Source organism: Falsiroseomonas sp., from assembly GCF_041690465.1.
Classification (GTDB): domain Bacteria; phylum Pseudomonadota; class Alphaproteobacteria; order Acetobacterales; family Acetobacteraceae; genus Falsiroseomonas.
In genome coordinates, this window is sequence record NZ_JAWLHG010000004.1 from 214,358 (window position 1) to 235,816 (window position 21,459).

The 21,459-nt window shown below is 70.9% G+C and carries 24 protein-coding genes; 5 read left to right on the forward strand and 19 right to left on the reverse strand.

Annotation, left to right across the window (positions count from 1 at the left end; genetic code table 11):
* Positions 1-67: 67 nt before the first annotated feature.
* Complete coding sequence (locus ACESM1_RS06895) at positions 68-1,219, reverse strand: helix-turn-helix transcriptional regulator (RefSeq protein WP_372618955.1); 1,152 nt, start codon at positions 1,217-1,219, stop codon at positions 68-70.
* 148 nt (positions 1,220-1,367) lie between these two features.
* Between ACESM1_RS06895 and fdhD the strand changes: the two genes are divergently transcribed.
* The 3 genes from fdhD to ACESM1_RS06910 are packed head-to-tail and all read left to right on the forward strand — an operon-like array spanning position 1,368 to position 3,044.
* Entirely contained in the window at positions 1,368-2,270 is a 903-nt protein-coding gene (fdhD, locus tag ACESM1_RS06900) for a formate dehydrogenase accessory sulfurtransferase FdhD (protein ID WP_411278361.1), read from the forward strand.
* Positions 2,260-2,922, forward strand: a complete 663-nt coding sequence (gene mobA / locus ACESM1_RS06905) for a molybdenum cofactor guanylyltransferase MobA (protein WP_372618957.1) — start codon at positions 2,260-2,262, stop codon at positions 2,920-2,922. The genes fdhD and mobA overlap by 11 nt, the downstream gene beginning before the upstream one ends.
* Positions 2,919-3,044 (forward strand): hypothetical protein, encoded by a 126-nt coding sequence (locus ACESM1_RS06910; RefSeq protein WP_372618958.1) that lies wholly within the window; start codon positions 2,919-2,921, stop codon positions 3,042-3,044. Before mobA ends, ACESM1_RS06910 begins: the two co-directional genes overlap by 4 nt.
* A gap of 116 nt (positions 3,045-3,160) precedes the next feature.
* Here ACESM1_RS06910 and glp read toward each other — a convergent pair whose 3' ends face one another.
* The 12 genes from glp to ACESM1_RS06970 form a co-directional block, all read right to left on the reverse strand.
* A complete protein-coding gene (gene glp / locus ACESM1_RS06915; protein ID WP_372618959.1) occupies positions 3,161-4,432 on the reverse strand; it encodes a gephyrin-like molybdotransferase Glp in 1,272 nt (423 codons plus the stop codon).
* A 9-nt stretch (positions 4,433-4,441) separates the two neighbouring features.
* Entirely contained in the window at positions 4,442-4,966 is a 525-nt protein-coding gene (gene mobB, locus ACESM1_RS06920; RefSeq protein ID WP_411278362.1) for a molybdopterin-guanine dinucleotide biosynthesis protein B, read from the reverse strand.
* 49 nt (positions 4,967-5,015) lie between these two features.
* Positions 5,016-6,050 (reverse strand): formate dehydrogenase subunit gamma, encoded by a 1,035-nt coding sequence (locus tag ACESM1_RS06925; RefSeq protein ID WP_372618960.1) that lies wholly within the window; start codon positions 6,048-6,050, stop codon positions 5,016-5,018.
* 56 nt (positions 6,051-6,106) lie between these two features.
* Entirely contained in the window at positions 6,107-6,703 is a 597-nt protein-coding gene (gene fdh3B / locus ACESM1_RS06930; protein WP_372618961.1) for a formate dehydrogenase FDH3 subunit beta, read from the reverse strand.
* A gap of 15 nt (positions 6,704-6,718) precedes the next feature.
* Positions 6,719-9,640, reverse strand: a complete 2,922-nt coding sequence (locus ACESM1_RS06935; RefSeq protein ID WP_372618962.1) for a formate dehydrogenase subunit alpha — start codon at positions 9,638-9,640, stop codon at positions 6,719-6,721.
* A 19-nt stretch (positions 9,641-9,659) separates the two neighbouring features.
* The gene (locus ACESM1_RS06940; protein ID WP_372618963.1) at positions 9,660-9,881 is read right to left on the reverse strand and encodes a twin-arginine translocation signal domain-containing protein; all 222 of its coding nucleotides are present in this window, start codon (positions 9,879-9,881) and stop codon (positions 9,660-9,662) included.
* Positions 9,882-9,912: 31 nt separating this feature from the next.
* The gene (locus ACESM1_RS06945; RefSeq protein ID WP_372618964.1) at positions 9,913-10,509 is read right to left on the reverse strand and encodes a molecular chaperone; all 597 of its coding nucleotides are present in this window, start codon (positions 10,507-10,509) and stop codon (positions 9,913-9,915) included.
* A gap of 132 nt (positions 10,510-10,641) precedes the next feature.
* A complete protein-coding gene (locus tag ACESM1_RS06950) occupies positions 10,642-11,268 on the reverse strand; it encodes a DUF3306 domain-containing protein (protein ID WP_372618965.1) in 627 nt (208 codons plus the stop codon).
* Positions 11,265-11,774: a DUF3305 domain-containing protein gene (locus ACESM1_RS06955; protein WP_372618966.1), complete on the reverse strand. Its 510-nt coding sequence runs from the start codon at positions 11,772-11,774 to the stop codon at positions 11,265-11,267. The genes ACESM1_RS06950 and ACESM1_RS06955 overlap by 4 nt, the downstream gene beginning before the upstream one ends.
* On the reverse strand, positions 11,771-12,841 hold the full coding sequence (locus ACESM1_RS06960; RefSeq protein ID WP_372618967.1) for a DUF6352 family protein: 1,071 nt from the start codon (positions 12,839-12,841) through the stop codon (positions 11,771-11,773). Before ACESM1_RS06960 ends, ACESM1_RS06955 begins: the two co-directional genes overlap by 4 nt.
* A 6-nt stretch (positions 12,842-12,847) precedes the next feature.
* Positions 12,848-13,417, reverse strand: a complete 570-nt coding sequence (locus ACESM1_RS06965; protein WP_372618968.1) for a DUF6505 family protein — start codon at positions 13,415-13,417, stop codon at positions 12,848-12,850.
* Positions 13,414-14,145, reverse strand: coding sequence for a biotin/lipoate--protein ligase family protein (locus ACESM1_RS06970; RefSeq protein ID WP_372618969.1), 732 nt, complete (start codon positions 14,143-14,145; stop codon positions 13,414-13,416). The genes ACESM1_RS06965 and ACESM1_RS06970 overlap by 4 nt, the downstream gene beginning before the upstream one ends.
* A 110-nt stretch (positions 14,146-14,255) precedes the next feature.
* Between ACESM1_RS06970 and ACESM1_RS06975 the strand changes: the two genes are divergently transcribed.
* Positions 14,256-16,298 (forward strand): 4Fe-4S dicluster domain-containing protein, encoded by a 2,043-nt coding sequence (locus ACESM1_RS06975; protein WP_372618970.1) that lies wholly within the window; start codon positions 14,256-14,258, stop codon positions 16,296-16,298.
* A gap of 15 nt (positions 16,299-16,313) precedes the next feature.
* On the opposite strand, the gene ACESM1_RS06980 is transcribed toward ACESM1_RS06975, so the two are convergent.
* The 3 genes from ACESM1_RS06980 to rpsD form a co-directional block, all read right to left on the reverse strand.
* Positions 16,314-17,069 carry a DUF3750 domain-containing protein gene (locus ACESM1_RS06980; RefSeq protein ID WP_372618971.1) on the reverse strand — a complete coding sequence of 252 codons (756 nt, stop codon included), beginning with the start codon at positions 17,067-17,069 and terminating at the stop codon, positions 16,314-16,316.
* Positions 17,070-17,166: 97 nt separating this feature from the next.
* The gene (locus ACESM1_RS06985) at positions 17,167-17,640 is read right to left on the reverse strand and encodes a DUF2269 family protein (RefSeq protein ID WP_372618972.1); all 474 of its coding nucleotides are present in this window, start codon (positions 17,638-17,640) and stop codon (positions 17,167-17,169) included.
* A 131-nt stretch (positions 17,641-17,771) separates the two neighbouring features.
* The gene (rpsD, locus tag ACESM1_RS06990; RefSeq protein WP_372618973.1) at positions 17,772-18,389 is read right to left on the reverse strand and encodes a 30S ribosomal protein S4; all 618 of its coding nucleotides are present in this window, start codon (positions 18,387-18,389) and stop codon (positions 17,772-17,774) included.
* Between the two features lie 168 nt (positions 18,390-18,557).
* Here rpsD and ACESM1_RS06995 point away from each other — a divergent pair, with 168 nt between their 5' ends.
* Positions 18,558-18,803 (forward strand): hypothetical protein, encoded by a 246-nt coding sequence (locus tag ACESM1_RS06995; RefSeq protein ID WP_372618974.1) that lies wholly within the window; start codon positions 18,558-18,560, stop codon positions 18,801-18,803.
* Here ACESM1_RS06995 and ACESM1_RS07000 read toward each other — a convergent pair.
* From ACESM1_RS07000 to ACESM1_RS07010, 3 genes are read right to left on the reverse strand one after another with little or no spacing between them, the layout of a single operon-like run.
* Positions 18,790-19,764, reverse strand: coding sequence for a Bug family tripartite tricarboxylate transporter substrate binding protein (locus ACESM1_RS07000; RefSeq protein ID WP_372618975.1), 975 nt, complete (start codon positions 19,762-19,764; stop codon positions 18,790-18,792). The genes ACESM1_RS06995 and ACESM1_RS07000 overlap by 14 nt on opposite strands.
* A 2-nt stretch (positions 19,765-19,766) precedes the next feature.
* The gene (locus ACESM1_RS07005; protein ID WP_372618976.1) at positions 19,767-20,630 is read right to left on the reverse strand and encodes an alpha/beta fold hydrolase; all 864 of its coding nucleotides are present in this window, start codon (positions 20,628-20,630) and stop codon (positions 19,767-19,769) included.
* Positions 20,627-21,454, reverse strand: a complete 828-nt coding sequence (locus ACESM1_RS07010; RefSeq protein WP_372618977.1) for an RNA methyltransferase — start codon at positions 21,452-21,454, stop codon at positions 20,627-20,629. Before ACESM1_RS07010 ends, ACESM1_RS07005 begins: the two co-directional genes overlap by 4 nt.
* Positions 21,455-21,459: the final 5 nt, after the last annotated feature.

The following is a 21,459-nucleotide window of genomic DNA, read 5'->3' on the forward strand; positions in this document are numbered from 1 at the left end:
CTCGAAAGGGCTAGACCCGAGTTGCCCGGACACAGCCCGGGCAACTCGGGTCTAGCCGTCGTCGGCGCTACCCCGGCAGTCGGGCGAGCAGCGCCGCGAGTTCGGCCTGGCGCCGGCACCCGGTCTTGCGGCGGATGGCAGCGAGCTGCGTCCGCACCGTCTCGCGCGAGACGCCGCGCCGTTTCGCATGCTGTTCCGCCGAATGGCCGGCCGCCAGCGCACCGGCCAGCGAGGCCTCGGCCGGGGTCAGGCCGAACAGTCGCGCCAGCAGCGCCGGAGCGGGCGCCGAGCGGCGCTCCCCATCGGTGACCAGCAGCATCGCGCCACGGAAGCCGGTCGGCACCTCCGCCGTCTCGATCCGCAGCACGGGCAGGGCACGCACCATCCAGGGCGTGCGGCCCGAGGGGCGAGGAAGCGCAAGGCTGCCCGCGCTCGGCAGCAGGCCGAGTTGCCCCGCCGCCGCCGCCAGCGCCGCCGTCAGCGCCCTTGCCAGCGCCAGCCGCGTGCCGGGATCGGGCACGTCCAGCCCCTCGGTGCCGAGGCGAAGCCCATCCTCCTGCGCTGCCATCCGGCGCAGCGCGGCGTTCGCGAAGGCAAGGCGCCGCGCCTCGTCCACCAGGGCGATCCCGTCCGGCAGCGCGTCCAGGCCGGCGCGCAGCGCGTATTGCGGCGCCTCCTCCGGCATGGCCAGACGAGACCCGGCGGCGAAGACGCGGCGGAGATGCGGGAACAAGGCGTCGAGCACGGCCCGCTCTGCCCGGCCGAAGGGCTGCTCCCGCTCGCGGCGGTGGAAGAACACCCCACCGATGCTGCTGCCTTCCTCCACCAGCGGCACGCCGAGCGCGTGGAAGGCCGCGTCGTTCGGACGGCCCCACTCGTTCCAGATCCGGCTGCGCCGCAGCGCCTCCGGCGGCACGACTGTCGAGATGTCATGCACGCCCGCCGGCAGGCGCATGCCCTTCTGCGCCCAGGGGTCGTGGCGCACCCAGTAGCGCCCGTATTCCTCCAGCCCGGCACCGGCGACGCCACCCTCGCCGGTCGAGACGCTGCCCACCGGACGACCGTCTCGATATCGCACTTTATGCACCGCGAAGGCCGAGGCACCGATCCGCCCCGCCACCGCGGACAGGGCCGGCAACAGGCTGGCGCCGTCCAGCATGGACTCGTAGAGACCGAGCGCGAGTTCCGAGATGTCCGGCTGCACAGGAGATCGTTTCAAAAACTATGTGCTATCGGTTGCATATCACCGTGCAAGGCCTACGCTGACAAGCCTGTGAGTTGAAAAAGAACTCCCGTTCTCACCCGCATGGGTGAGACGCTCCCGGCTTGCCCCTTGGCCTGCGGCGCACCACCCTTTGCGCATGGACATGCCCCTGCTCCGGGTCCAGCCGGATCCGACCGATCCCCGCCTGACCCGCCGTGTCACCGGACTCGACCACACCGGCGCGCCGCTGGAAACGTCGGTGACGGTGGAGCGCCCGCTGACCCTCTACCTCAACGGGCAGGAGATCGTGACGATGATGACGATCCTCGATCGCCCGGAGGACCTGGCCCTTGGCTACCTGCTGAACCAGGGGATGCTGCGGCGCGACGATGCGGTCGGCGCCGTGGACTACGACGAGGATCTCGGCGTCGTGGTGGTGCGCACCGAACGCCAGACCGATTTCGAGCAGAAGCTGAAGAAGAAGACGCTGACCTCCGGCTGCGCCCAGGGCACCGCCTTCGGCGACCTGATGGAGGATTTTTCCTCCGTCCGGCTGGCGCCGGATGCACAGTTGCGGACCAGCTGGCTCTACCGCCTGCTGCACCGGATCAACACGCTGCCGAGCCTCTATCTCGAGGCCGGGGCGATCCATGGCTGCGCGCTGTGCCGGGAGGACCAGCCGGTCGTCTACATGGAGGATGTCGGCCGCCACAATGCGGTGGACAAGATCGCCGGGTGGATGTTCCGCGAGGCGGAAGCGCCGGAAGACAAGATCTTCTACACCACCGGCCGGCTCACCTCGGAGATGGTGATCAAGACGGTGCGGATGGGCATCCCCATCCTGATCAGCCGCTCCGGCTTCACCGCCTGGGGGGTGGAACTGGCACGGGAAGCCAACCTGACCCTGGTCGGCCGCTGCAAGGGCAAGCGATTCGTGGCGCTGGCCGGCGAGCAGCGGATCGTCTTCGACGCCGACCCGGCCTATGTGCCCGAGGAGAGCGCGAAGCACTGGCGCAAGAACAGCGCCGAGGCCCAGAGCCAGGACGCAGGCGCCGATGCGCAGTGACACGCTGGCCGTCGTCCTGGCCGGTGGCCTGGCGCGGCGCATGGGTGGCGGCGACAAGCCGCTGCGGACCATCGGCGGCCGCCCGCTGCTGGACCATCTGCTCGACCGGCTACGCCCGCAGGTGCCGGCCATCATCCTGAACGCCAATGGCGATCCGGCGCGCTTCGCCGTCCACGGGCTTCCCGTGGTCCCGGACACGCTGCCCGACCATCCCGGCCCGCTCGCCGGCATCCTCGCCGCGCTGGACCATGCGGCGGCGGCGTATCCCGGCCTGCCCTGGGTGGCCTCCGTTACCGGCGATGCGCCCTTCATCCCGCCCGACCTGGTCGCCCGGCTGCATGCGGCGCGCGTGGCAGCCGATGCGCAACTCGCCTGCGCCCGCTCCGACGGACAGGCGCATCCGCCGATCGGCCTCTGGCCGGTGGCCCTGCGCGAGGAGCTGCGCGCTGCACTGCTCGCCGGCGAGCGCAAGATAGACCGCTGGACGGCGCGCTTCGGCTGTGCCCACGCCGATTGGCCGGCGGCGCCGTACGATCCCTTCTTCAACGCCAATGCGCCCGAGGACCTCGCCGAGGCGGAGCGCATCTTGCAGGCGGTTGGCGGCGAACCTACCAATGAAGCGCAACTGGTTCAGGGGAGGCAGCCAGCGTGAAATCCGTCCTGATCGGGTCTGCCGTCGCGATCATCATCGCGCTCGGCGCCTATGTCGTGCTCGACGGCAGCATCCAGCGCACGGCCGAGCAGCGCCACACCACCGAGGGCGTGCGCCTCTGATCCTGCGATGACGCTGCGCCGCATCCCGGTCGTGGATGCGGGCGCCGCTTCCAACAGCGGTCGCCCCCCCAAAGCGTCGAAGCCGGCGTGATGGGGCGCCGGTCCGTCGCGGCAGGTCAGAACACCGCCCGGAAGGGCAGCACCGGCACCCGGTCGCCAGGCGCCACCTGGGTGATCTCCTCGCCGAGTTCCGCGAAGGCATCCGACCGGGTCAGCGAGGTCAGTAGCCCTGCCCCTTCCCGCGGGTACTTCCGCGCCAGCGGCAGGTCGCCCCTGAAGGTCAGCGACACCCTCACATACTCCCGCCGCCCCGCCTTCTTGCGATAGGCGAAGTCGGCCGTTGCCGCGAAGCGCGGCAGCGTCTCGGCGTCGGCGCCGGCCAACCGCAGGACCAGCGGCCGCGCCAGGTGCAGGAAGGTGACCACCGCGGCCACCGGATTGCCCGGCAGACCCACCGCCGGCGTCCCGCCGCCGACCGCGTCGGCCTTGGCGCGGATCACCCCCATCGCTGCCGGCCGCCCCGGCTTGATCGCCAGCCGCCAGAAAACCAGCCGCCCGCCTTCCTCGATCGCCGCCTTCACATGATCGGCCTCGCCGGTCGAGACGCCGCCCGAGGTCAGCAGCAGGTCATGCGCGCCCGCCGCTTCCCGTAGCGCCTGCGCGGTGGCCTCGCGGTCATCCGGCAGGATGCCGAGATCCACCGCCTCCGCCGGCAGGCCGGCCAGCAGCGCCATCAGGGTGAAGCGGTTGGAATCATAGGTCTGCGCGGGCCCGAGTGCTGTGCCGGGCTCGGCCAACTCGTCGCCGGTGGAAAAGACGCCGACGCGCACCAGCCGCCGCACTGGCAGCTCGGTGATCCCGAGCGCGGCCGCAAGGCCGATATCGGGTGGCATCAGCCGCCGCCCGCTGGCGAGCGCCACGGCATGCTCGGCCAGGTCCTCGCCCGCAGGGCGGCAATTCGCGCCGTGCTTGAGGCCGGGCGGCAGGATGACTGCGCCGGCTTCCTCCCGCGTATCCTCCTGCATCATCACGGTATCGGCGCCCGCGGGCATCGCCGCGCCGGTGAAGATGCGCATTGCCGTGCCGGGCGCCACCGCCTCTGGCTGCGCGCCGGCCTGCAGCCGGCCGGCGATGGGCAGGCGCGTCTCGCCCTCAGGCGCCAGATCGACGTGACGGAAGGCGTAGCCGTCCACCGCCGCGTTGAAGAAGGGCGGCAGCGGCAGCGGCGCGCACAGATCCTCGGCCAGCACGCGGCCGAGGGCGGCGCGCAGCGTGACGCGCTCCGTGCCTTCCAGCACCGGCACGCGTTCGGCAATCAGCGCGGCCGCCTGCTCCACCGCGAGCAGCTTGCCGCCGAAGGCGAAGCAATCGTCGCTGAGCTGGGCCATGCGCTCCCCTTACCCGCGCGCCAGGAAGTCCTCCAGCGGCGCGGCATGCGCAAGCACCAGATCGGCGATCGCGGCGATGTCGTCCAGATGCGCATGCGGCAGCCGGTCGCCGGGCGGCGCGATGTCGGCGGCGATCGCGGCGATGTGGGGATCCTCCGGATGGATCCAGGGCTTGCCGTTGGCGCCGCGATGCACTTCGAGCTTGGGATGCGCGTCGCGCTTGAAGCCCTCGACGATCACCAGGTCAACAGGGTCGAGCCGGCGAAGCAACTCGGCGAGTTTCGGCTCCGGCGCGCCGCGCAACTCGCTCATCAGCGCCCAGCGATGCGCGCTGGCCACCAGCACCTGGCGCGCGCCGGCGGAGCGGTGGGCGTAGCTGTCCTTGCCCGGCTGGTCGATGTCGAAGGCATGGTGCGCGTGCTTGAGCGTGGAGACGCTGGCGCCGCGCGCCGCAAGCTCCGGGATCAGCCGCGTCATCAGCGTGGTCTTGCCGGCGCCGCTCCAGCCAGCCAATCCGATCAGGCGCACGTGCATTCCTGGTTCATGGTGTCCCCTCCCCCGCAAGCGGAGGAGGGAGAAGCGTTCAATCCGCGCCGGCCGCCTTCGCAGCCGCCGGACCGGCAACAGTCTCGCGCGCCTTCTTCATCTCGTCCTCGACCCAGAGCGAGTGATGCTCCTTGGCCCAGTTCACGTCCACCTGGCCGGAGCCCATGGCATCGAAGGCGCCCTCCATGCCGAGGGACCCGATGTAGATGTGGCCGATCATCGCCGCAATCATCAGCACCGAGACGACGCCGTGCACGATGTGCGCCAGCTGCTGCCCGGCGATGTCGGTCGCCCAGAAGGGGAAGATCAGAACATAGCCGGAGACGGCCACCAGCGTGCCGCCGATCACGGTGATCCAGAACACCAGCTTCTGCCCGCCGTTGAAACGCCCGGCTGGCGGATGCCCGCGGCCCAGCAGCCCGCCGCCCGCCGTGAACCAGGCGACATCCTTCCCGTTCGGAAGATTGTCCCTCACCCAGAGCAGGAACAGCAGCACCACGCCGAGCGTGAAGGGGAAGGACAGGTAGTTGTGCGCGTATTTCCCCCACAGCGTGACGGTGGCGAAGGCCTCCGGCCCCAGCAGCGGCAGCAGCAGGTAGCGGCCGAAGGTGAGATTGAGCCCCGACAGCGCCAGCACGATGAAGGAGGAAGCCGTCATCCAATGCGCCGTGCGCTCCAGCATGTTGAAGCGCTGGATGGTGCGGCCGGACTTGCCGGAGTCGATCCGGATGCGCCCGCGCGTGGCGTAGTAAAGCACCACGATGCCGAGCATGCCGAGCACCGCGATGCCGCCCACCCAGGCAAGGGTGATGTTGTGGAAGTCGCGCCAGTCGCGCCCGGCGGGCTGGATCAGGCTGGAGGCCTGCGCATCCGGTATGGAGCCGCGGCCGGCGATGCGCCCGCCGGTCAGCGCCCGCTGCAGCTCGAGCTCGTCGGCGCTCAGATTGGGCGCGACGGGGTTGGTGGGCGTCCCCACCACCGGTCCGCCGAGCTGCGCCAGGGCAGGGCCGGCGAGCGGCGCGCCAAGCAGCCCGAATGCCAGCGCCAGCGCGGGAAGGATGCGTGCGATCATCTGCGTGTTCCCCGAGGCTTCGCCGCGGGCTTTCGCCCGCCGCCGCCCGTAGTCGTTCAGACGCTGAGCGTCTCCCTGTAGGCGGTGCGCCAGCCCCAGGCGCCGGCGCCGTAGCCGCGCTTCTGCACCCGCTCCCGGTAGATGGTGGCGATCATCTCGCCATCGCCGGCCAGCAGCGCCTTGGTGGAGCACATCTCAGCGCAGATGGGCAGCTTGCCCTCCGCCAGCCGGTTGGCGCCGTACTGCACGTATTCCGCCGAGACATTGTCGGCCTGCGGCCCGCCGGCGCAGTAGGTGCACTTGTCCATCTTGCCGCGGCTGCCGAAATTGCCGACGCGCGGATACTGCGGCGCGCCGAAGGGGCAGGCGTAGAAGCAATAGCCGCACCCGATGCAGGTGTCCTTGTCGTGCAGCACCACCGCGTCCGCCGTGGTGTAGAAGCACGAGGTCGGGCACACCGCCGCGCAGGGCGCGTCGGTGCAGTGCATGCACGCCATGGAGATGCTGCGCTCGCCCGGCTTGCCGTCGTTGATGGTCACCACCCGGCGCCGGTTGATGCCCCAGGGCACCTCGTGCTCGTTCTTGCAGGCGGTGACGCAGGCGTTGCACTCGATGCAACGGTCGCTGTCGCACAGGAACTTCATGCGGGCCATGGTCTGCGCCCCCCCTTACGCCGCGCTGATCTGGCAGAGGGTGACCTTCGTTTCCTGCATGAAGGTCACCGGATCGTAGCCGTAGGTGGTGATCGCGTTCACGCTCTCGCCGAGCACGATCGGATCGGTTCCCTGCGGATACCTGGCTCGCTGGTCGGTTCCCATGAACCAGCCGGCGAAGTGGAAGGGCATGAAGGCGACGCCGGGCCCGACGCGCTCCGTCACCAGCGCCTTCACGCGGGCGCGGCTGTTGTTCTCCGGGCCACTCACCATCACCCACTGGCCGTCGCGGATGTTCCGCGCGGCGGCATCCGCCGGGTTGATCTCAACGAACATGTCCTGCTGCAACTCGGCGAGCCACTTGTTGGACCGCGTCTCCTCGCCGCCGCCCTCGTATTCCACCAGGCGGCCGGAGGTGAGGATGATCGGGAAGTTCGGCGCCACCTCGCGCGAGCGGTTCTGCACCGTCACGCCCAGATGCGGCAGGCGGAAGCCGCGGCGGTCCGGCAGCGTCGGGTACTGCGCCAGCAGGTCCACCCGCGGCGTGTAGATCGGCTCGCGGTGCACCGGCACCGGATCGGGCAGGTTCCATGCCACGGCGCGCGCCTTGCCGTTGCCGTAGGGCACGCAGCCATACTCCATCGCCACGCGCTGGATGCCGAAGGAGAGATCGGTGGCCCAGCTGAAAGTGCCGCCATTGCCCTCGATCCAGGCCTTCTCCTCGGCGGTCAGCTCGTCGTACCAGCCGAGACGCTTGAGCACCGCGGTGGTGAACTCCGGATAGCCGTCGCGGATCTCCGAGCCTTCCGACCAGCTGCCCTCGGCGAGCAGGGTCACGCCGTTGCGCTCCACCCCGAAGCGCGGGCGGAAGGTGCCGCCGCCGTCCTTCACATGCAGGTTGGTGTTGTAGAGGATGTGGCTGCCAGGATGCTTCCACTCCGGCTTGCCCCAGCACGGCCACGGCAGGCCGTAGAAGTCGCCCGCCACCGGCGTGCCCTCGCGGCCGCGCAGCGTCACCAGGTCGAACTTGTCCTGGTGCTCCATGTGCAGCTTCAACCGCTCCGGCGACTGCCCGGTGTAGCCGGTGCTGAGCGACCCACGGTTGATCTCCCGCAGGATGCTCTCCGCGGTCGGGGCGTCGTCCCTGATCTCGTACGGCTTGAACATCTCCTCGCGGAAGCGGACCGGCATGTTCCGGTTCTCCGCCGCGGCGTCGAGCGCGCCGGCAAGCCGGTACATCGCCTCGTAGTCGGTCTTGGATTCGAAGATCGGCGCGACGACCCGATGCCCCCACTGCAGCGAACGGTTGGAGGCGGTGCGGCTGCCGTCGCATTCGAACTGCGTGCAGATCGGCAGAAGGTAGGTGTTCTCCCGCCGGTCGGCGAGCACGGCGAAGGTGGTCGGGTGCGGGTCGGCGACGACCAGCAGGTCCAGCGCCTCCAGGCCCTTCACCGCTTCCGGCATGCGGGTGACGGTGTTGCCGCCATGGCCGAACACAACCATCGCCTTCAGCCGGTCGCGCTGCTGGATCTGGTCCTTCGGCAGCGTCACGGCGTCGAAGTAGCGCGTGGTCGGAATGCCCGGCGCACCCATCATCTGCTTGCTGTCGAAGCGTTCGACCATGCTGTCGTAGGAGACGCCCCACACCCGCGACCAGTGCCGCCAGGCGCCCTCCTCCAGGCCGTAATAGGCAGGCAGGGTGCCGACATCGAGGCCGAAATCCGTCGCGCCCTGCACGTTGCAATGGCCGCGGAAGATGTTCGCGCCGGTGCCGTCGGCGCCGACATTGCCGGTGGCCAGCAGCAGGATCGAGAAGGCGCGGACATTCGCCGTGCCCACCGTCTTCTGCGTCGCGCCCATGCACCAGATCAGCGTCGCCGGCTTCTCCTTCGCGAAGGCCTCGGCGACGGCCCGCAGCTGCGCGCCCGGCACGCCGGTGACGCGCTCCACCTCCGCCGGCGTCCACTTCGCCACCTCGGCGCGGATCTCGTCCATGCCGTAGACCCGCTGGCGGATGAACTCCTTGTCCTCCCAGCCATTGGCGAAGATGTGGTGCAGCATCCCCCAGATGACCGGGATGTCGGTGCCCGGCCGGATCCGCACGTACTCGGTCGCATGCGCCGCAGTGCGGGTGTAGCGCGGGTCGATGACGATCATCTTCGCCCGGTTGCGCTCCTTGCCCGAAAGCAGGTGCTGCAGGCTGACCGGATGCGCCTCCGCCGGGTTGCCCCCCATGATGATCATGGTCTTGGAGTTGCGGATGTCGTTGTAGGAGTTCGTCATCGCGCCGTAGCCCCAGGTGTTCGCAACACCTGCAACCGTCGTCGAGTGACAGATGCGCGCCTGGTGGTCCACGTTGTTCGTGCCCCAGAAGGCGGCGAACTTCCGGTAGAGATACGAGCCTTCGTTCGAGAACTTCGCGCTGCCCAGCCAGAACACGCTGTCCGGCCCGCTCTCGGCGCGCACCGCCATCAGCTTGTCGGCGATCTCGTTCAGCGCCACGTCCCAGGACACGCGCTGCCACTGCCCGCCGACCATCTTCATCGGATACTTCAGGCGACGATCGCCATGCACCAGCTCGCGCACCGCCGCGCCCTTGGCGCAATGCGTACCGCGGTTGATCGGCGATTCCCAGGTCGGCTCCTGGCCGACCCAGACGCCGTTCTGCACCTCCGCGGTGACGGTGCAGCCCACCGAGCAATGGGTGCAGATGTTCTTGATCCGCTGCACCGGCTGGGCGTGGTTGATCACCCCCGTCGCCGCGCCTGCGGCCCGCGCGCGGGAGGGCGCGACGGCCCCGAGCGCCGCGAGCCCGGCCCCGGCGAAGCCCGCCTGGCGGAGGAAGCTGCGGCGGTCCAGGCCGCCGGAGGACAGCCCCTGATACGAGGCCGCCAGCCGCTGCCTCGCAGCCCTGCCTTCGGAGCGCTTGATCAGCATCTGCGCTGTCTCCCGGTGCCTATTCGTAGCCGTTGGTGCGGTAGAAGGCCTGCACATGCGCGCTGTCGGCCTTGTAGCGGGCGGCGATGCGGGTGCCTTCGTTCTCCTTGCGGGCCTCGGCGGCCGGCACGCTGTCGGCACGCTGGGCAAGGGCGGGCGCTGCCGCCACCGCCGCGGTGCCCAGGCCGAGCGCCTTCAGGAACCCGCGGCGCACCGCCTTCTCCTCCCCGGTCGCACTCATCGCTCAGCACTCCCCATGATTCGCATCGTGTTCAGCCCGGCAGATCCGCTGCCGCGGCCTCGATCTCCATGGCGGTGCGGCCGAGCCGCCCCACCGCGCGGTAGAAGGTGGCAGCCTCCGCCGCTTCGAGGTCCGCGAAGAGGCGCGCCGCCCAGGGACGGATGTGGCGTGTGAAGAACGGCGCGGCCTCCGCGGGATCGGCCGCGAAGGCACCGGCGATCAGGCCGGCATAGGTTTCGCAGAGGAACGCGATGTGGTCCTCCGGCTCGGCCACGCCCTCCGCGCGCTCGATCCCGAGTCGGGCGAGGTCGCCGCGTAGCTCGGCCAGCGGCCGCTCGTGCAGGAAGCCGGTCAGGTAGTAGGAGGCGAAGGGCAGCAGCTCGCCGCGGCCAACACCGATGAAGAGGTTGAAATACTCGCGATCCGCCGCCTCCGGCGTGGTGGCCGCCGCCGCTGCGCCGAGCGCGGCATAGGCTTCGCCCAGCTCGCCCGCGCCACCACGCAGCAGCTTCAGCCGCGCCAGCAGCGGCGCGTCCGGCGCCCCGCCCATGAGACGCCCGAGAAGCGCGAACAGCCGCGCGCGCTCAGCGTCCATCGGGTCGTTGGAATGCGTTTCCGTACCTGTCATCCCGGCATCGATCCGAACCAGCCGTCGCACTCCCCGCGCGATGGCGGCGGCCCGTATACTACATCACCGCACAACCAACCCCAGCCATCGGCTTTTCGCAAGAGGCTTGACGGACGCGGCGAGCAAGCCGGGTCACACGGGCAGAGCGCCGCCATGTCGGCGTGGGGCCGGAACTGGGTGGGCTTCCACGGCCGGCGGGTCGGCCGCTGCGAGCACATGCGGCGGCTCCGGCAGCGGCAGGTCCGGCGGCACCGGCTCGGTGGTGTCCGGCGCCGGATCGGGCGCGGCTTCCACCGGCTCGTCGCGCTGCCCGATCGCCTGGGCGAGCAGCTCCTTCACGTCCCCCGCGAGCGCATCGGCGAAGCCCAAGGGCAGGCCGCCCGGCGCGTTGAAATCCCACTGGTACTCGACCGGCCCAATGTAGTCGCGGATCGCCGGATCCAGGCTCCACATCCGCCGCAGCGCGGCATCGCGCAGCAGCGGCGGCACGCCCGGGCGCAGGAACAGCGAGAAATCGCTCTCCGCGGTCAGGTCATCGATGGCCGGCAGGCTGGCGAGGTCGATTTCGGGCAGGTTCGGGATCGGGCAGGCCGCGCGGGAGACCTGCCGCTCCGCCGGAGGATGGGCAGCGGCGAGCGGGTCCGGCCCGTCCGGCTGCGCGCCCTCGGCCTGCTCGGGTGGCAGTACCGGCTCCTCCGCCGCGCCGCGCTTGCGGCGGGACCAGCGGGAGAGGAAGCCTTCCGCGTCCTCGGCCGTCATTCGCCCTCCCCCCGGCCCGGGCCGCGGCGCGCCAGCGCCTCGGGGTCGGCGCGGTCGCGGCGGCGCTTGTGGAACTCGCGCTCCTTGTGGTGGCGCGCGACGAAGGCTGCGGTCTCGGCACGCAGGCCGGACGGCATGGGCAGGGCTTCCAGCAGGTCGTCGCCGGCATCGGCATAGAGATGCGCCTCGCCCGGATCCACCGTGACGGCCTGAAGCACGAAGCCCGCGGCGGTCTCGGCGCGGCGCAGCGCCACCCAGACCAGCGGCTGCCCGGCTTCGAGGTTGTGCTTGTAGTTGGAGGTGTCGGTCGGGTGCAGCGCGACCTCCGCCGTGCCGGCGAAGAACAGGGCGCGTCCCGCCTCCTCGCGCAGCAGGGTCCAGGGCGGGGCGGGCGGCGCCTGTTCCAGCACCTCCACCACGCGCCAGACATGCTCGGCCCATCGGGTAACACCTGGCCGGCGCTCGGCGAGCACGCCGACGGGGATCAGGACCGACTCCGGATTCACGCCGCGGCCTCCCGCGGCAGCAGCGGCAGCCCGGCAACCAGGTTCTGCGGCTTCATGCGCAGCTTCTGCGCCGCGTCCATCGCGATGGCGAGGTACACCGGCTTCCCCGCCACCTTCGGCAACACGCGCGCGCCATCGGCGAACTCCAGCACGCCGAGCCAGAGGATGCGCGCCAGACGCTCCTGCCTGACCTTCCTGCCGTGCCACAGATCGTTGGCGATCGCCGTCGCCTCGGCATCCAGGCCGACATGCCAGGTCCAGTTGTGGTCCTCGATCACCGGCACGGGCCGGATCGCCACCGTCTCGCCGAACAGATGGGCGATGAGCCGCTCCAGCGCGCGGGCGATGCCGTGCTGACCCTCCCGTCCTTCGGCGATGTCGAGCGCGAAGTCATGCGCATCGGAGCGTGCGAAATAGGCGGGCGCATTGGCCTCGTTCAGCACGTCGATCTCGATCTCGCGCGGCGGCGCGCCGGCTTCGACCAGCAGCTGGCCGAGCGGGCCGAAATCGCCGGAGGCAGCCTTCATCTCCAGCACCTCCTCATCCGCCAGCAGGGTGGAGCCCTGGTGGATGCCGGCGCGCTGCGGGCGGAACAGGCACTCGGCGGCGCGCAGCACGAAGGGATTTTCCTCTGTTTCCATCGCCGATCTCACCACGAGATGGGTCAGCATCTGCAGGAAGATCGGCGGGATGCCGGCGACGCCCTCGCGATAGAGCGCCAGCCAGGCGGCCTCCAGGCTCGGTTGCGCCGCGACGCGGTCGCGGAAGGTGAGGAAGACCTGCCAGTTCTCCCGCGCATCCGGATCGGCCAGGGCGGCCAGCTCGGCGGGCGGCACGGTGCGCATCGTCTCTTCCAGCAGCGCGGCGTGCAGCGCGCGCTCGGCGTCGCAAGCTTCCTCGGGCGGCACCAGCTCGGGCCGGGCGCAGAAGGCGCGCCAGAGGTCGGGCGTGCCATGGATGCGCCCCGCCTCGTCGCGGTCGCAGAGATGGTGCCCGCTGGCCACCCAGAAATCGCCGGGCACCAGGCCCGGGGGCGGCGCGGGAGGGTGGTGATGCGGAACCTGCATGCGCGCCTACCTGCCCCCCAAACGCGTCAGGTCGGGGGTCTCGACGACTTCCTCCTCACCCTCCACCACCGCGATCCCGAAGACCGGGAGAGCATTGAAGCTGGTGTGCGGCGTGTCGCGCAGGTGCAGGGTGCGGAAGCGCTCGCGCAGTTCGCCCGCCTCCCCGCTGCGGGTCAGCGCCAGGACCGTGCCGGTCGGGTGATCGCAGAGGCTTTCGGCAAAGGCGATCTCCTCCTCCGCCGCAGCGCGCGCGGCCGCCTCGTCCGGCGCGCCGTGGCGGGTGCGGAGATGCGCAGCCAAAGCGGCCAGCGCCGCCTCGCGCTGTTCCGCCGTCGCCTCCGCAACCTCGACCAGGGTGGACCAGCCGAAGCTGGACAGGCCGAGGAAGCCGCCGCGGAAGGCCTGGCGGCGCTTGCCGGGCATGGTGGCCGGGTCCTCCTCCCAGAACTCGAAGCCGCCGGGCACCGCCCACTCGCCGGGTTCGGCGGCACAGTCGAAGATCAGCGTATCGGAGAGATCGAGCCTGAGGGTGCGCGGCAACTTCACGCCGGAAGCGGGGAGCGTGTGCGTGCTCATCCGCGCAGCGCCTCGACCAGCCCGAGGCGCTGGCGCACGCCCGCGCGTTCCAGCACCAGGTCGCCGCTCGCGGGATCCAGGCCGCGCCTGAAGCCTTCGCTGCCCGCCTCGTTTTCCAGCCGGGCGAGGAAGCGTTCGGCCAGCCGCCGGAAGCCGCCCGTCGGCCCGCCGTGCTGCCATTCCGCCAGCCCGGCCATCAGATGGCGCGCCCAGGCGGCGGTGAGCTCGGCGGCCGAGACCTCCTCCGCATCCCAGCCTTCCTCGGTCAGCGCGGTCTGGTCCACGCCGTGGCCGGGATCCCAGCCCCGCGGAAAGCCGACCCGGGCCTCGACGCCGACTACGATCCAGTCCGGCACCGCATCTTCCGCGCAATCCTCGGGCCAGGTGATCCGCGCCTCCCCGACCTGCCCGCCATTGACCAGCACCGCCGCGGGCCAGCGGAAGGTCAGCGGCACCTCGGGCGGGCCGAAGGCGGCGAGAGCATCGGCCAGCGCCGAGGCGGCGGCGAACAGTGCCGGGCGGGCGACGGCGAGCGGCTGCTCCGGCTCCAGCACCACTGCGGCCTCGATCCGCGCGGCGGAGCGTACCCAGGCCAGCGTCCCCGCCCCGTGCTGCGGCGCAAGAGCGACGGCACGCGTCATCGCGTCGCCCGCCTCGCGCAGCGGCACGACGGGGGTGAAGACCGATGGCAGTTCCGGCAGGCCGGTGGCGGACAGGCTCGGTGACACGACCCGACAAAATCCTCCCGATCCCTCGCAAGCGGGCGCGCCGGCGGATATATGCCCCCGCAATCCCTGAGCCTAGGGGTCGGGGAAGTTTCGGGGACGCCGGGGCCGGGATGCGCACCACCACCTTCGTCTGCAGCTGCGAGGACACCATGCCGCTCGACGGCCGCGCCATCGCGCGCGGCTGCGCCACGGCGCCGGGGTCGGAGCTGCGCAGCGCCGAGCAGCTCTGCCAGGCCCAGCTCGACCGCTTCCTTGCCGCGCTGGCCGAGGGCGGGGCGGTCACCGTGGCCTGCACCGCCCAGGCCCCGCTGTTCCGGCAGGAGGCGGAGGCCGCCGGCTTCGCCGCCCCCCTCAGCTTCGTCAACATCCGCGAGACCGCCGGCTGGTCCGACGAGGCGAAAGCCGCCGGCCCGAAGATGGCGGCGCTGATCGCCGCGGCCGAGGTGCCGATGCCGGCGACCCCGCTGGTGCCGCTGGCGAGCCAGGGCGTGACGCTGGTGCTCGGCCGCGACGCCGTGGCGCTGGAGGCGGCGCGGAAGCTCGCCGCGACGCTCGACATCACCGTGCTGCTGACCGGGGCGGAGGAGGTGCCGCCGCTGCGCACGACCGAATTCCCCGTCGCCCGCGGTCGCGCCCGCGGTGCCACGGGCTGGCTCGGCAATTTCGAGGTGGTGGTGGATGGCTATGCGATGCCCCGCCCCTCCTCGCGCGCCGCCTATGCATGGGGGCCGGCGAAGGACGGCGCGAAGAGCCGTTGCGACGTGATCCTGGACCTCACCGGCGGCGCGGCGCTGTTCCCGACGCGTGAGCTGCGGCAGGGCTACCTGCGCGCCGACCCGGCGGACGCTGCCGCGGTGGAGCGCGCCATTGCGGCGTCACGCGAACTGGTCGGCGAATTCGACAAGCCGCGCTTCGTGACCTTCGACGCCGCGCTCTGCGCCCATTCGCGCAACCGCAGGACCGGCTGCACGCGCTGTCTCGATCTCTGCCCGACCGGTGCGATCACGCCGGGGAAGGATGCCGTCCAGATCTCCGCCGAGATCTGCGCCGGCTGCGGCGCCTGCGCGGCGGTCTGCCCGACAGGCGCGGCCAGCTACGCGCTGCCGACCGCGGAGGCGATGCTGAAGCGGCTGCGCACGCTGCTGCTCACCTATCGCGAGGCGGGTGGGGAGGCGCCGCTGCTGCTGGTTCATGACGAGCACGGCGAGGCCATGATCGAGGCGCTGTCCCGCCAGGGCGAGGGCCTGCCCGCCCGCGTGCTGCCGCTGCGCGTCAACGAGGTGTCGTCGCTCGATCTCGGCCTGCTGCTGAGCGCCTTCGCCTGGGGCGCCGCGCAGGTCCGGCTCCTGCTGAAGGGCCGGCGCGCGCATGGCACGGAGGGCGTGTTCCGGAACCTCGACTACGTGCGGCATGTGCTGGACGGCCTCGGCGTGCCCGACCACGGCGCGCCGCGCGCCGCCGCTATCGAGACCGACGATCCCTTCTCCCTCGGCGAGGCGCTGCGTGCGGTACCGCGCCGCGGCCTGCCCTTCCCGCCCTCCACGCATCTGGCACTCGGTGCCTCGCGGGAGATCCTGCGCCAGGCCGCGCGCGCGCTGGCCGAGGGCGCCGGCAAGCGTGGCGGCGAGATCGCGATGCCGGCGCTGGCGCCGTTCGGCGAGGCGCGGGTGGAGGTCGGCGGCTGCACGCTCTGCGTCGCCTGCACCAGCGTCTGCCCGACCGGCGCCTTCAGCGCCAACCCGGAGACGCCGCAGCTGCGGTTCCTGGAGGATGCCTGCGTGCAATGCGGCCTCTGCGCCGTGACCTGCCCGGAGAAGGTCATCACCCTGGTCCCGCGGCTGAACCTCGCGCCGGATGCCGCGCAGATCCGGGTGGTGAAGGAGGAGGAGCCGTTCTGCTGCGAGCGCTGCGCCAGGCCCTTCGGCGTGAAGAGCCAGATCGAGGCGGTGATGCGGAAGCTCACCGGCGTGAAGCACTGGATGTTCGCCGATCCCGCGCGCCTGCGCGTGCTGCGCCTCTGCGAGGCGTGCCGCGTGTTCGAAGCGACGGAAAGCGCACTCGACCCCTATGTCGGCCCGGCCCGGCCCGTGGCGAAGACCACCGAGGACTGGCTGCGCGAGGCAGAGCGGGCGAAGCGGGTGAAAGAAGACTAGGTCCGGCGCTGGCCGTCAGGCCGGATCCGCGCTTGGCAGGCCCAGGCGGCCGAGCCCCGGCAGCTTGATCGCGGGCCGGCGAATGTCGAAGCCGGCGACGGCGCCGAGGATGTTGACCTCGATCCCCTCGACCCAGCCGATCGTCAGGCCGGCATAGCCACCGAGCGTGAGGCGCAGGCCGGAGCCGGAGGCCGTGCGGCGGATCCAGCGGCCGTCGTACGGGAAATCCTTGCCGATCGCGGTGGGCGGCAAGGTGACCTCGACCTCCGGCACGGCGTCCAGCACGGCAGCGACGAAGGTGTTCGAGTTCGGCCCCGGCCAGGCGCGGTAGTGGCCACGCTCGCGCCAGGTATAGGCCTCGATGGCCGCCTGCATGCGCGGGATCAGGGCCGCGGCAGCTTCGTCATCCGCGGCGAAGATCACCTCCGGATGGCGCCCGAACCAGCGGCCATCGGGCTCGAAGCCGTTGACGCGGATCGGCGCGCCCCAGGCGGTGTAGTCGTAGCGGGTGTAGGCGGTCGCGCCCTCGGGCTTCAGGACGATCCAGCTGTGGACGGCGAAGATGCCGCGCCAGCGAACCGTGGGCGCCGCAAAGACCCTGACCACCGCGGCCCGGTGCTCGGCGGCCGGCGGCAGGTGGCCGACGCTGGAGCGATCCGCACTCCACCAGTCCCGGCCGATACCGGTGTATTGGTGCAGCACGGCGGAGAGGCTGAGTGGGAACAGATAGAGCAGCGTGAACAGGAACAGCGGCAGGTTGGGGCGCATCATGGGTCTGCGGGATGTTTGTTCCCGGCGCGATCTCCGCAACCCGGATTCGGCTTCAAGCGCCACAGGCCTGACGCGAGGGCCTCGGCGCTCCGGCCACTCACCATCCCTTGCGGACCATCATCCAACTCGCCGCGACCAGGGGGATGGTGGCGACCAGGCCCCACAGGATCCATAGCCGGCCGAGGCGCCAGTAGGCGTCCGGGATCGGCGCGCCCCTGGCGAAGGCACGCGCCATTCGCGCCTGCCGGACCTGGATCGGCACCAGGAGGAACAGCCAGATCAGCCCGGCGATGACGAACATGATCTCGGACCAGACGATCCAGTCATCGCGCAGCACATCCATGCCGGCGACCCAGGCGGCGCCATAGCCGCCGACCACGAGCAGGACGATGCCCCAGAAGGTGAAGAACCAGTCGGTGATGGTCACCAGCCGCTGGGCGAAGGCGATGACCACCGGGTCCCGCGTTCCGTCGGCATAGAGCTTCCAGATCGAGGTCACGGTGACGTTGCCGACGAGCAGAACGACGCCGAGGATATGGAGCAGCTTCAGCGCGTCGTAGGTCATCGGCATCGCTGCGCCGTGCCTCCCTTTTCACCACCCGACAGGCGTTGGGGGAGGATGCGAGAGGGATACCGTGAGGGGGGTGGCTCGCCCGCCCGAGTGTTCGGGAGGAGAGAGTGTTCCCCTCTCCTCCGTCAACCTCAGCGCGAGTAGAACTCGACCACCAGGTTCGGCTCCATCTGCACGGGATAGGGCACGTCGGAAAGCTTGGGCGCACGCAGCATGCGGCCGCGCATGGCGCGGTGGTCCACCTCGATATACTCGGGGACGTCGCGCTCGCCGGACTGCGCGGCATCGAGCAGCGCCGTCATCTGCTTCGACTTCTCCTTCACCTCGATAACGTCGGTGTCCTTGACGAGGTAGGAGGGGATGTTCAGACGCTTGCCGTTCACCGTGACATGGCCGTGGTTGACGAACTGCCGCGCCGCGAAGGGTGTGACCGCCAGCTTCATGCGGTACACGACGGTGTCCAACCGGCGCTCCAGCAGCTCGATCAGATTCTCGGAGGTGTCGCCCTTCCGGCGGACGGCTTCCTCGTAATACTTGCGGAACTGCTTCTCGCCGATGTTGCCGTAGTAGCCCTTGAGCTTCTGCTTGGCCATCAGCTGCACGCCGAAGTCGGTCGGCTTCTGCTTGCGGCGCTGGCCGTGCTGGCCGGGGCCGTATTCGCGCTTGGCGACGGGGGACTTGGCACGGCCCCAAAGGTTCACGCCAAGGCGGCGATTGATCTTGTACTTGGATTCAGCGCGCTTGGTCATGCGGCTCTCTGCCGGGCCTCTCGGCCTCGGTCCTTCTTCGATGGGCGCTGAAGCACCCTGGTTGTCCCGGTAGTCCCGAAGGCCCTGGGGCCGAAGGGCGGGCGCAAGGGATCACCCCTTGTCCGCGTTCCCGGAAGGAGGTGGGGCTATAGGCGGCCGGGCGGCGACTTGTCAAACCGCGATCCGCTCGCCTACTGCCGCGCCATGATCACGCGCGAAGAGATCCTTGTCCTCGGCCTGACGGCCGGGGTCGTCGGAAGCCTGGTCGGCGGACTGATGCTCGGCATCGGGCTCGGCCTGGTGATCGGCGGGCAGCATCTGGGCTGGCTGCTGGTGCTGCCCGCCGCGCCGGTTGCGGGGATGCTCGGCTACCTGCTCGCGCGCAAGCTGGCGAAGCGCCTCACTCCACCCTGATCCCGGCGGTCGCGATCAGGCGGCGCTTGTACTCGAAGTCCTCGCGCAGGAAGGCGGCCGTCGCCTCCGGCGTGCGGACATGCACGGTGTAGCCCGAGGTCAGCAGGTGGCGGTCGCGCACGCTCGGCTGCTGCATCGCCGCGGCCAGCGCCGCGTGCAGCTGCGAAAGCAGCTCGGGCGGCGTCCCGGCGGGGGCGAAGGCGCCGAACCAGGTGCGCGGGTCGATCTCGGGGTAGCCGGCCTCGATCAGAGTCGGCACCTGCGTCAGCGCCTCGAAGCGCGTCGGCTTGCCGACCGCGAGCGCCTTCAGCGTCCCGGCTTCGATGTGCCTGGCGCCGGAGGCGATGCCGGCCAGCGTCATCTGCACCTCGCCTGCCAAGGTCGCCATCACCGCCGGCGTCAGGCCGCGATAGGGCACATGCACCATCTCGATCTTCTCGCGCGCCATCAGCGCGGCGAAGGCGAGGTGCGGCTGGCTGGCATTGCCGTAGGAGCCGAAGTTGAACCGCCCCGGCGCGGCGCGCGCCGCCGCCACCAGCTCCGCCAGCGTTCCGGCGCCGACCGAGGGATGCACCAGCACCATCTGGTGCACATCCACCAGGTGGCTGAGCGGTGCCAGGTCACGCATCGGGTCGTGGGGCATGCCGCGGATCAGGTGCGGGTTGGAGGTGATGGAGTTGTCCGCGGTGATCAGCAGCGTGTGTCCATCCGGTGCCGCCTTCGCCACGATGTCCACGCCCGGCACGGTGGAGCCACCAGGCCGGTTGTCCACCACCACCGGCTGGCCCCACGCGGCCTGCAGCCGGTCGGCCAGTGCGCGCGCCAGCGCATCGAGCCCGCCGCCCGGCGGGAACGGCACGACGATGCGCACCTGGCGCGTCGGGAAGGCGCTGCCCTGCGCCCGCGCGATGGCGGGCATGACGAGGGCGGCGGCAAGCAGCGAACGGCGGGCGAGGCGCATGGTCAGCTCCGGAAGAAATGCGACCGCAGCAATTCCACGGTTTGCGCCGGCGCTTCAAGCTCCGGCAGGTGGCCGACGCCGGCCGGCGAGGCGAAGCGCGCGCCCGGAATGGCCTCGGCGATCACGCGGCCGACCGTCTCCGGCGGGTTCACCTGGTCGTCGGCGCCGGTGATGGCGAGCGTCGGGCAGGAGATGTGCGGCGCGAAATCCGTCACGACATCCACCCCGTCGGTGCAGCGCGCCGCCTGCATCAGCCCGCGCGGATGCGTCGCCGCGACGACATGGCGCACCATCGCCAGCACTTCGGGCGATGCATCGGGCGAGACCAGCTTTTCGGAGCGCGTGCGCGCCAGCGCGACGCCGCCCTGCGCGACGGAAGCCTCGCGCATCGCCAGCATCTGCGCGCGCCCTTCCGTGCCCTTCCAGCGCTGGCCGCGCGAGGTGCCCATCAGTGCCAGCCTGGCAACGCGCGCCGGATGCCGTGCCGCCATGCAGGCGCCGAGCATCGAGCCGAAGGACGAGCCGGCGATGCAGACCTTCCCCTCCACGCCGAGCGCATCGAGCAATGCGAGTGCGGCCGCGACATAATCCTCGGGCGCCGGCGCCTCACTGCGGAAATTGTCGGAGAGGAAATAGCCCGGCGCATTCCACGCGATCACCCGCGCCTGCTGCGACAGCGCCGCCAGCGTGAAGCGCCACCCCATGGAATTGGCGCCGATGCCGTGCAGGCAGAAAACCGTCTGCGTCCCCTCCCCCGCTTCCATGTAGGACATGCGCGGGCCTTCCAGGCCGAGCGCGGCGGCATCCACCTCCACGAAGCGGGGATCGGGCAGCGGCGGAACCGGCGTGCCATCCGGATGGATCATGTCTTGTCCTCCCAGGGCGGATCGGGCGTGTCGCCGGCGAAGCGGCCGCGCACCATGCGGCCGCGCGCGAGTTCCGTCACCACGCCATGCAGCGTGCGCAATTCCTGTTCGGTGACTTCGCCGCGCTCGAACCAGTGGCGCAGGTTGCGCACCATGCCCGGGCGCTTCGGCGGGTTGTGCAGGAAGCCGGCCGCGTCGAGCTCGGCGATGAGCCGATCGAGGAAGTTCTCGAGCTCCGCCTTCGTCGCAATGCGCGTCTCGTGCGTCTGCAGCTGGCGCGGCGGCGTGCGCTCCGCCTGCATCCACCATTCATAGGCGAGGATCATCACCGCCTGGGCGAGGTTGAGCGAGTTGTGCTGCGGGTTCAGCGGGTAGCGCACCAGCGTGTCGCAATGCGCCAGGTCGTCGGCTTCGAGCCCCGCGCGCTCCGGGCCGAACAGCACGGCCAGGCGCAGGCCGCGGCCGTTGATCTCGCGGAAATCCTCCGCGGCGGCACGCGCGTCGCGCATCGGGATCACTACATGACGCGGGCGCGGGCAGGTGCCGAAGACGCGGTGGCAATCGGCGACCGCGGTGCGGATATCGGGAAAGAGCTGCGCCTGATCGAGGATCGCATCGGCGCCGGAGGCCGCAGCATAGGCGTTGGGCTGCGGCCAGCCATCGCGCGGTGCGACGATGCGCAGATGGAACAGGCCGCCATTGGCCATGGCGCGCGCCGCGGTGCCGATGTTCGCCGCCATCTGCGGGCGGACCAGCACGACGATGGGTGATTCGCCGGGCGGTGGCGTGAGCGGCGCGCCCCCTTCCCCACGGCCGCCGGTCATGGAAC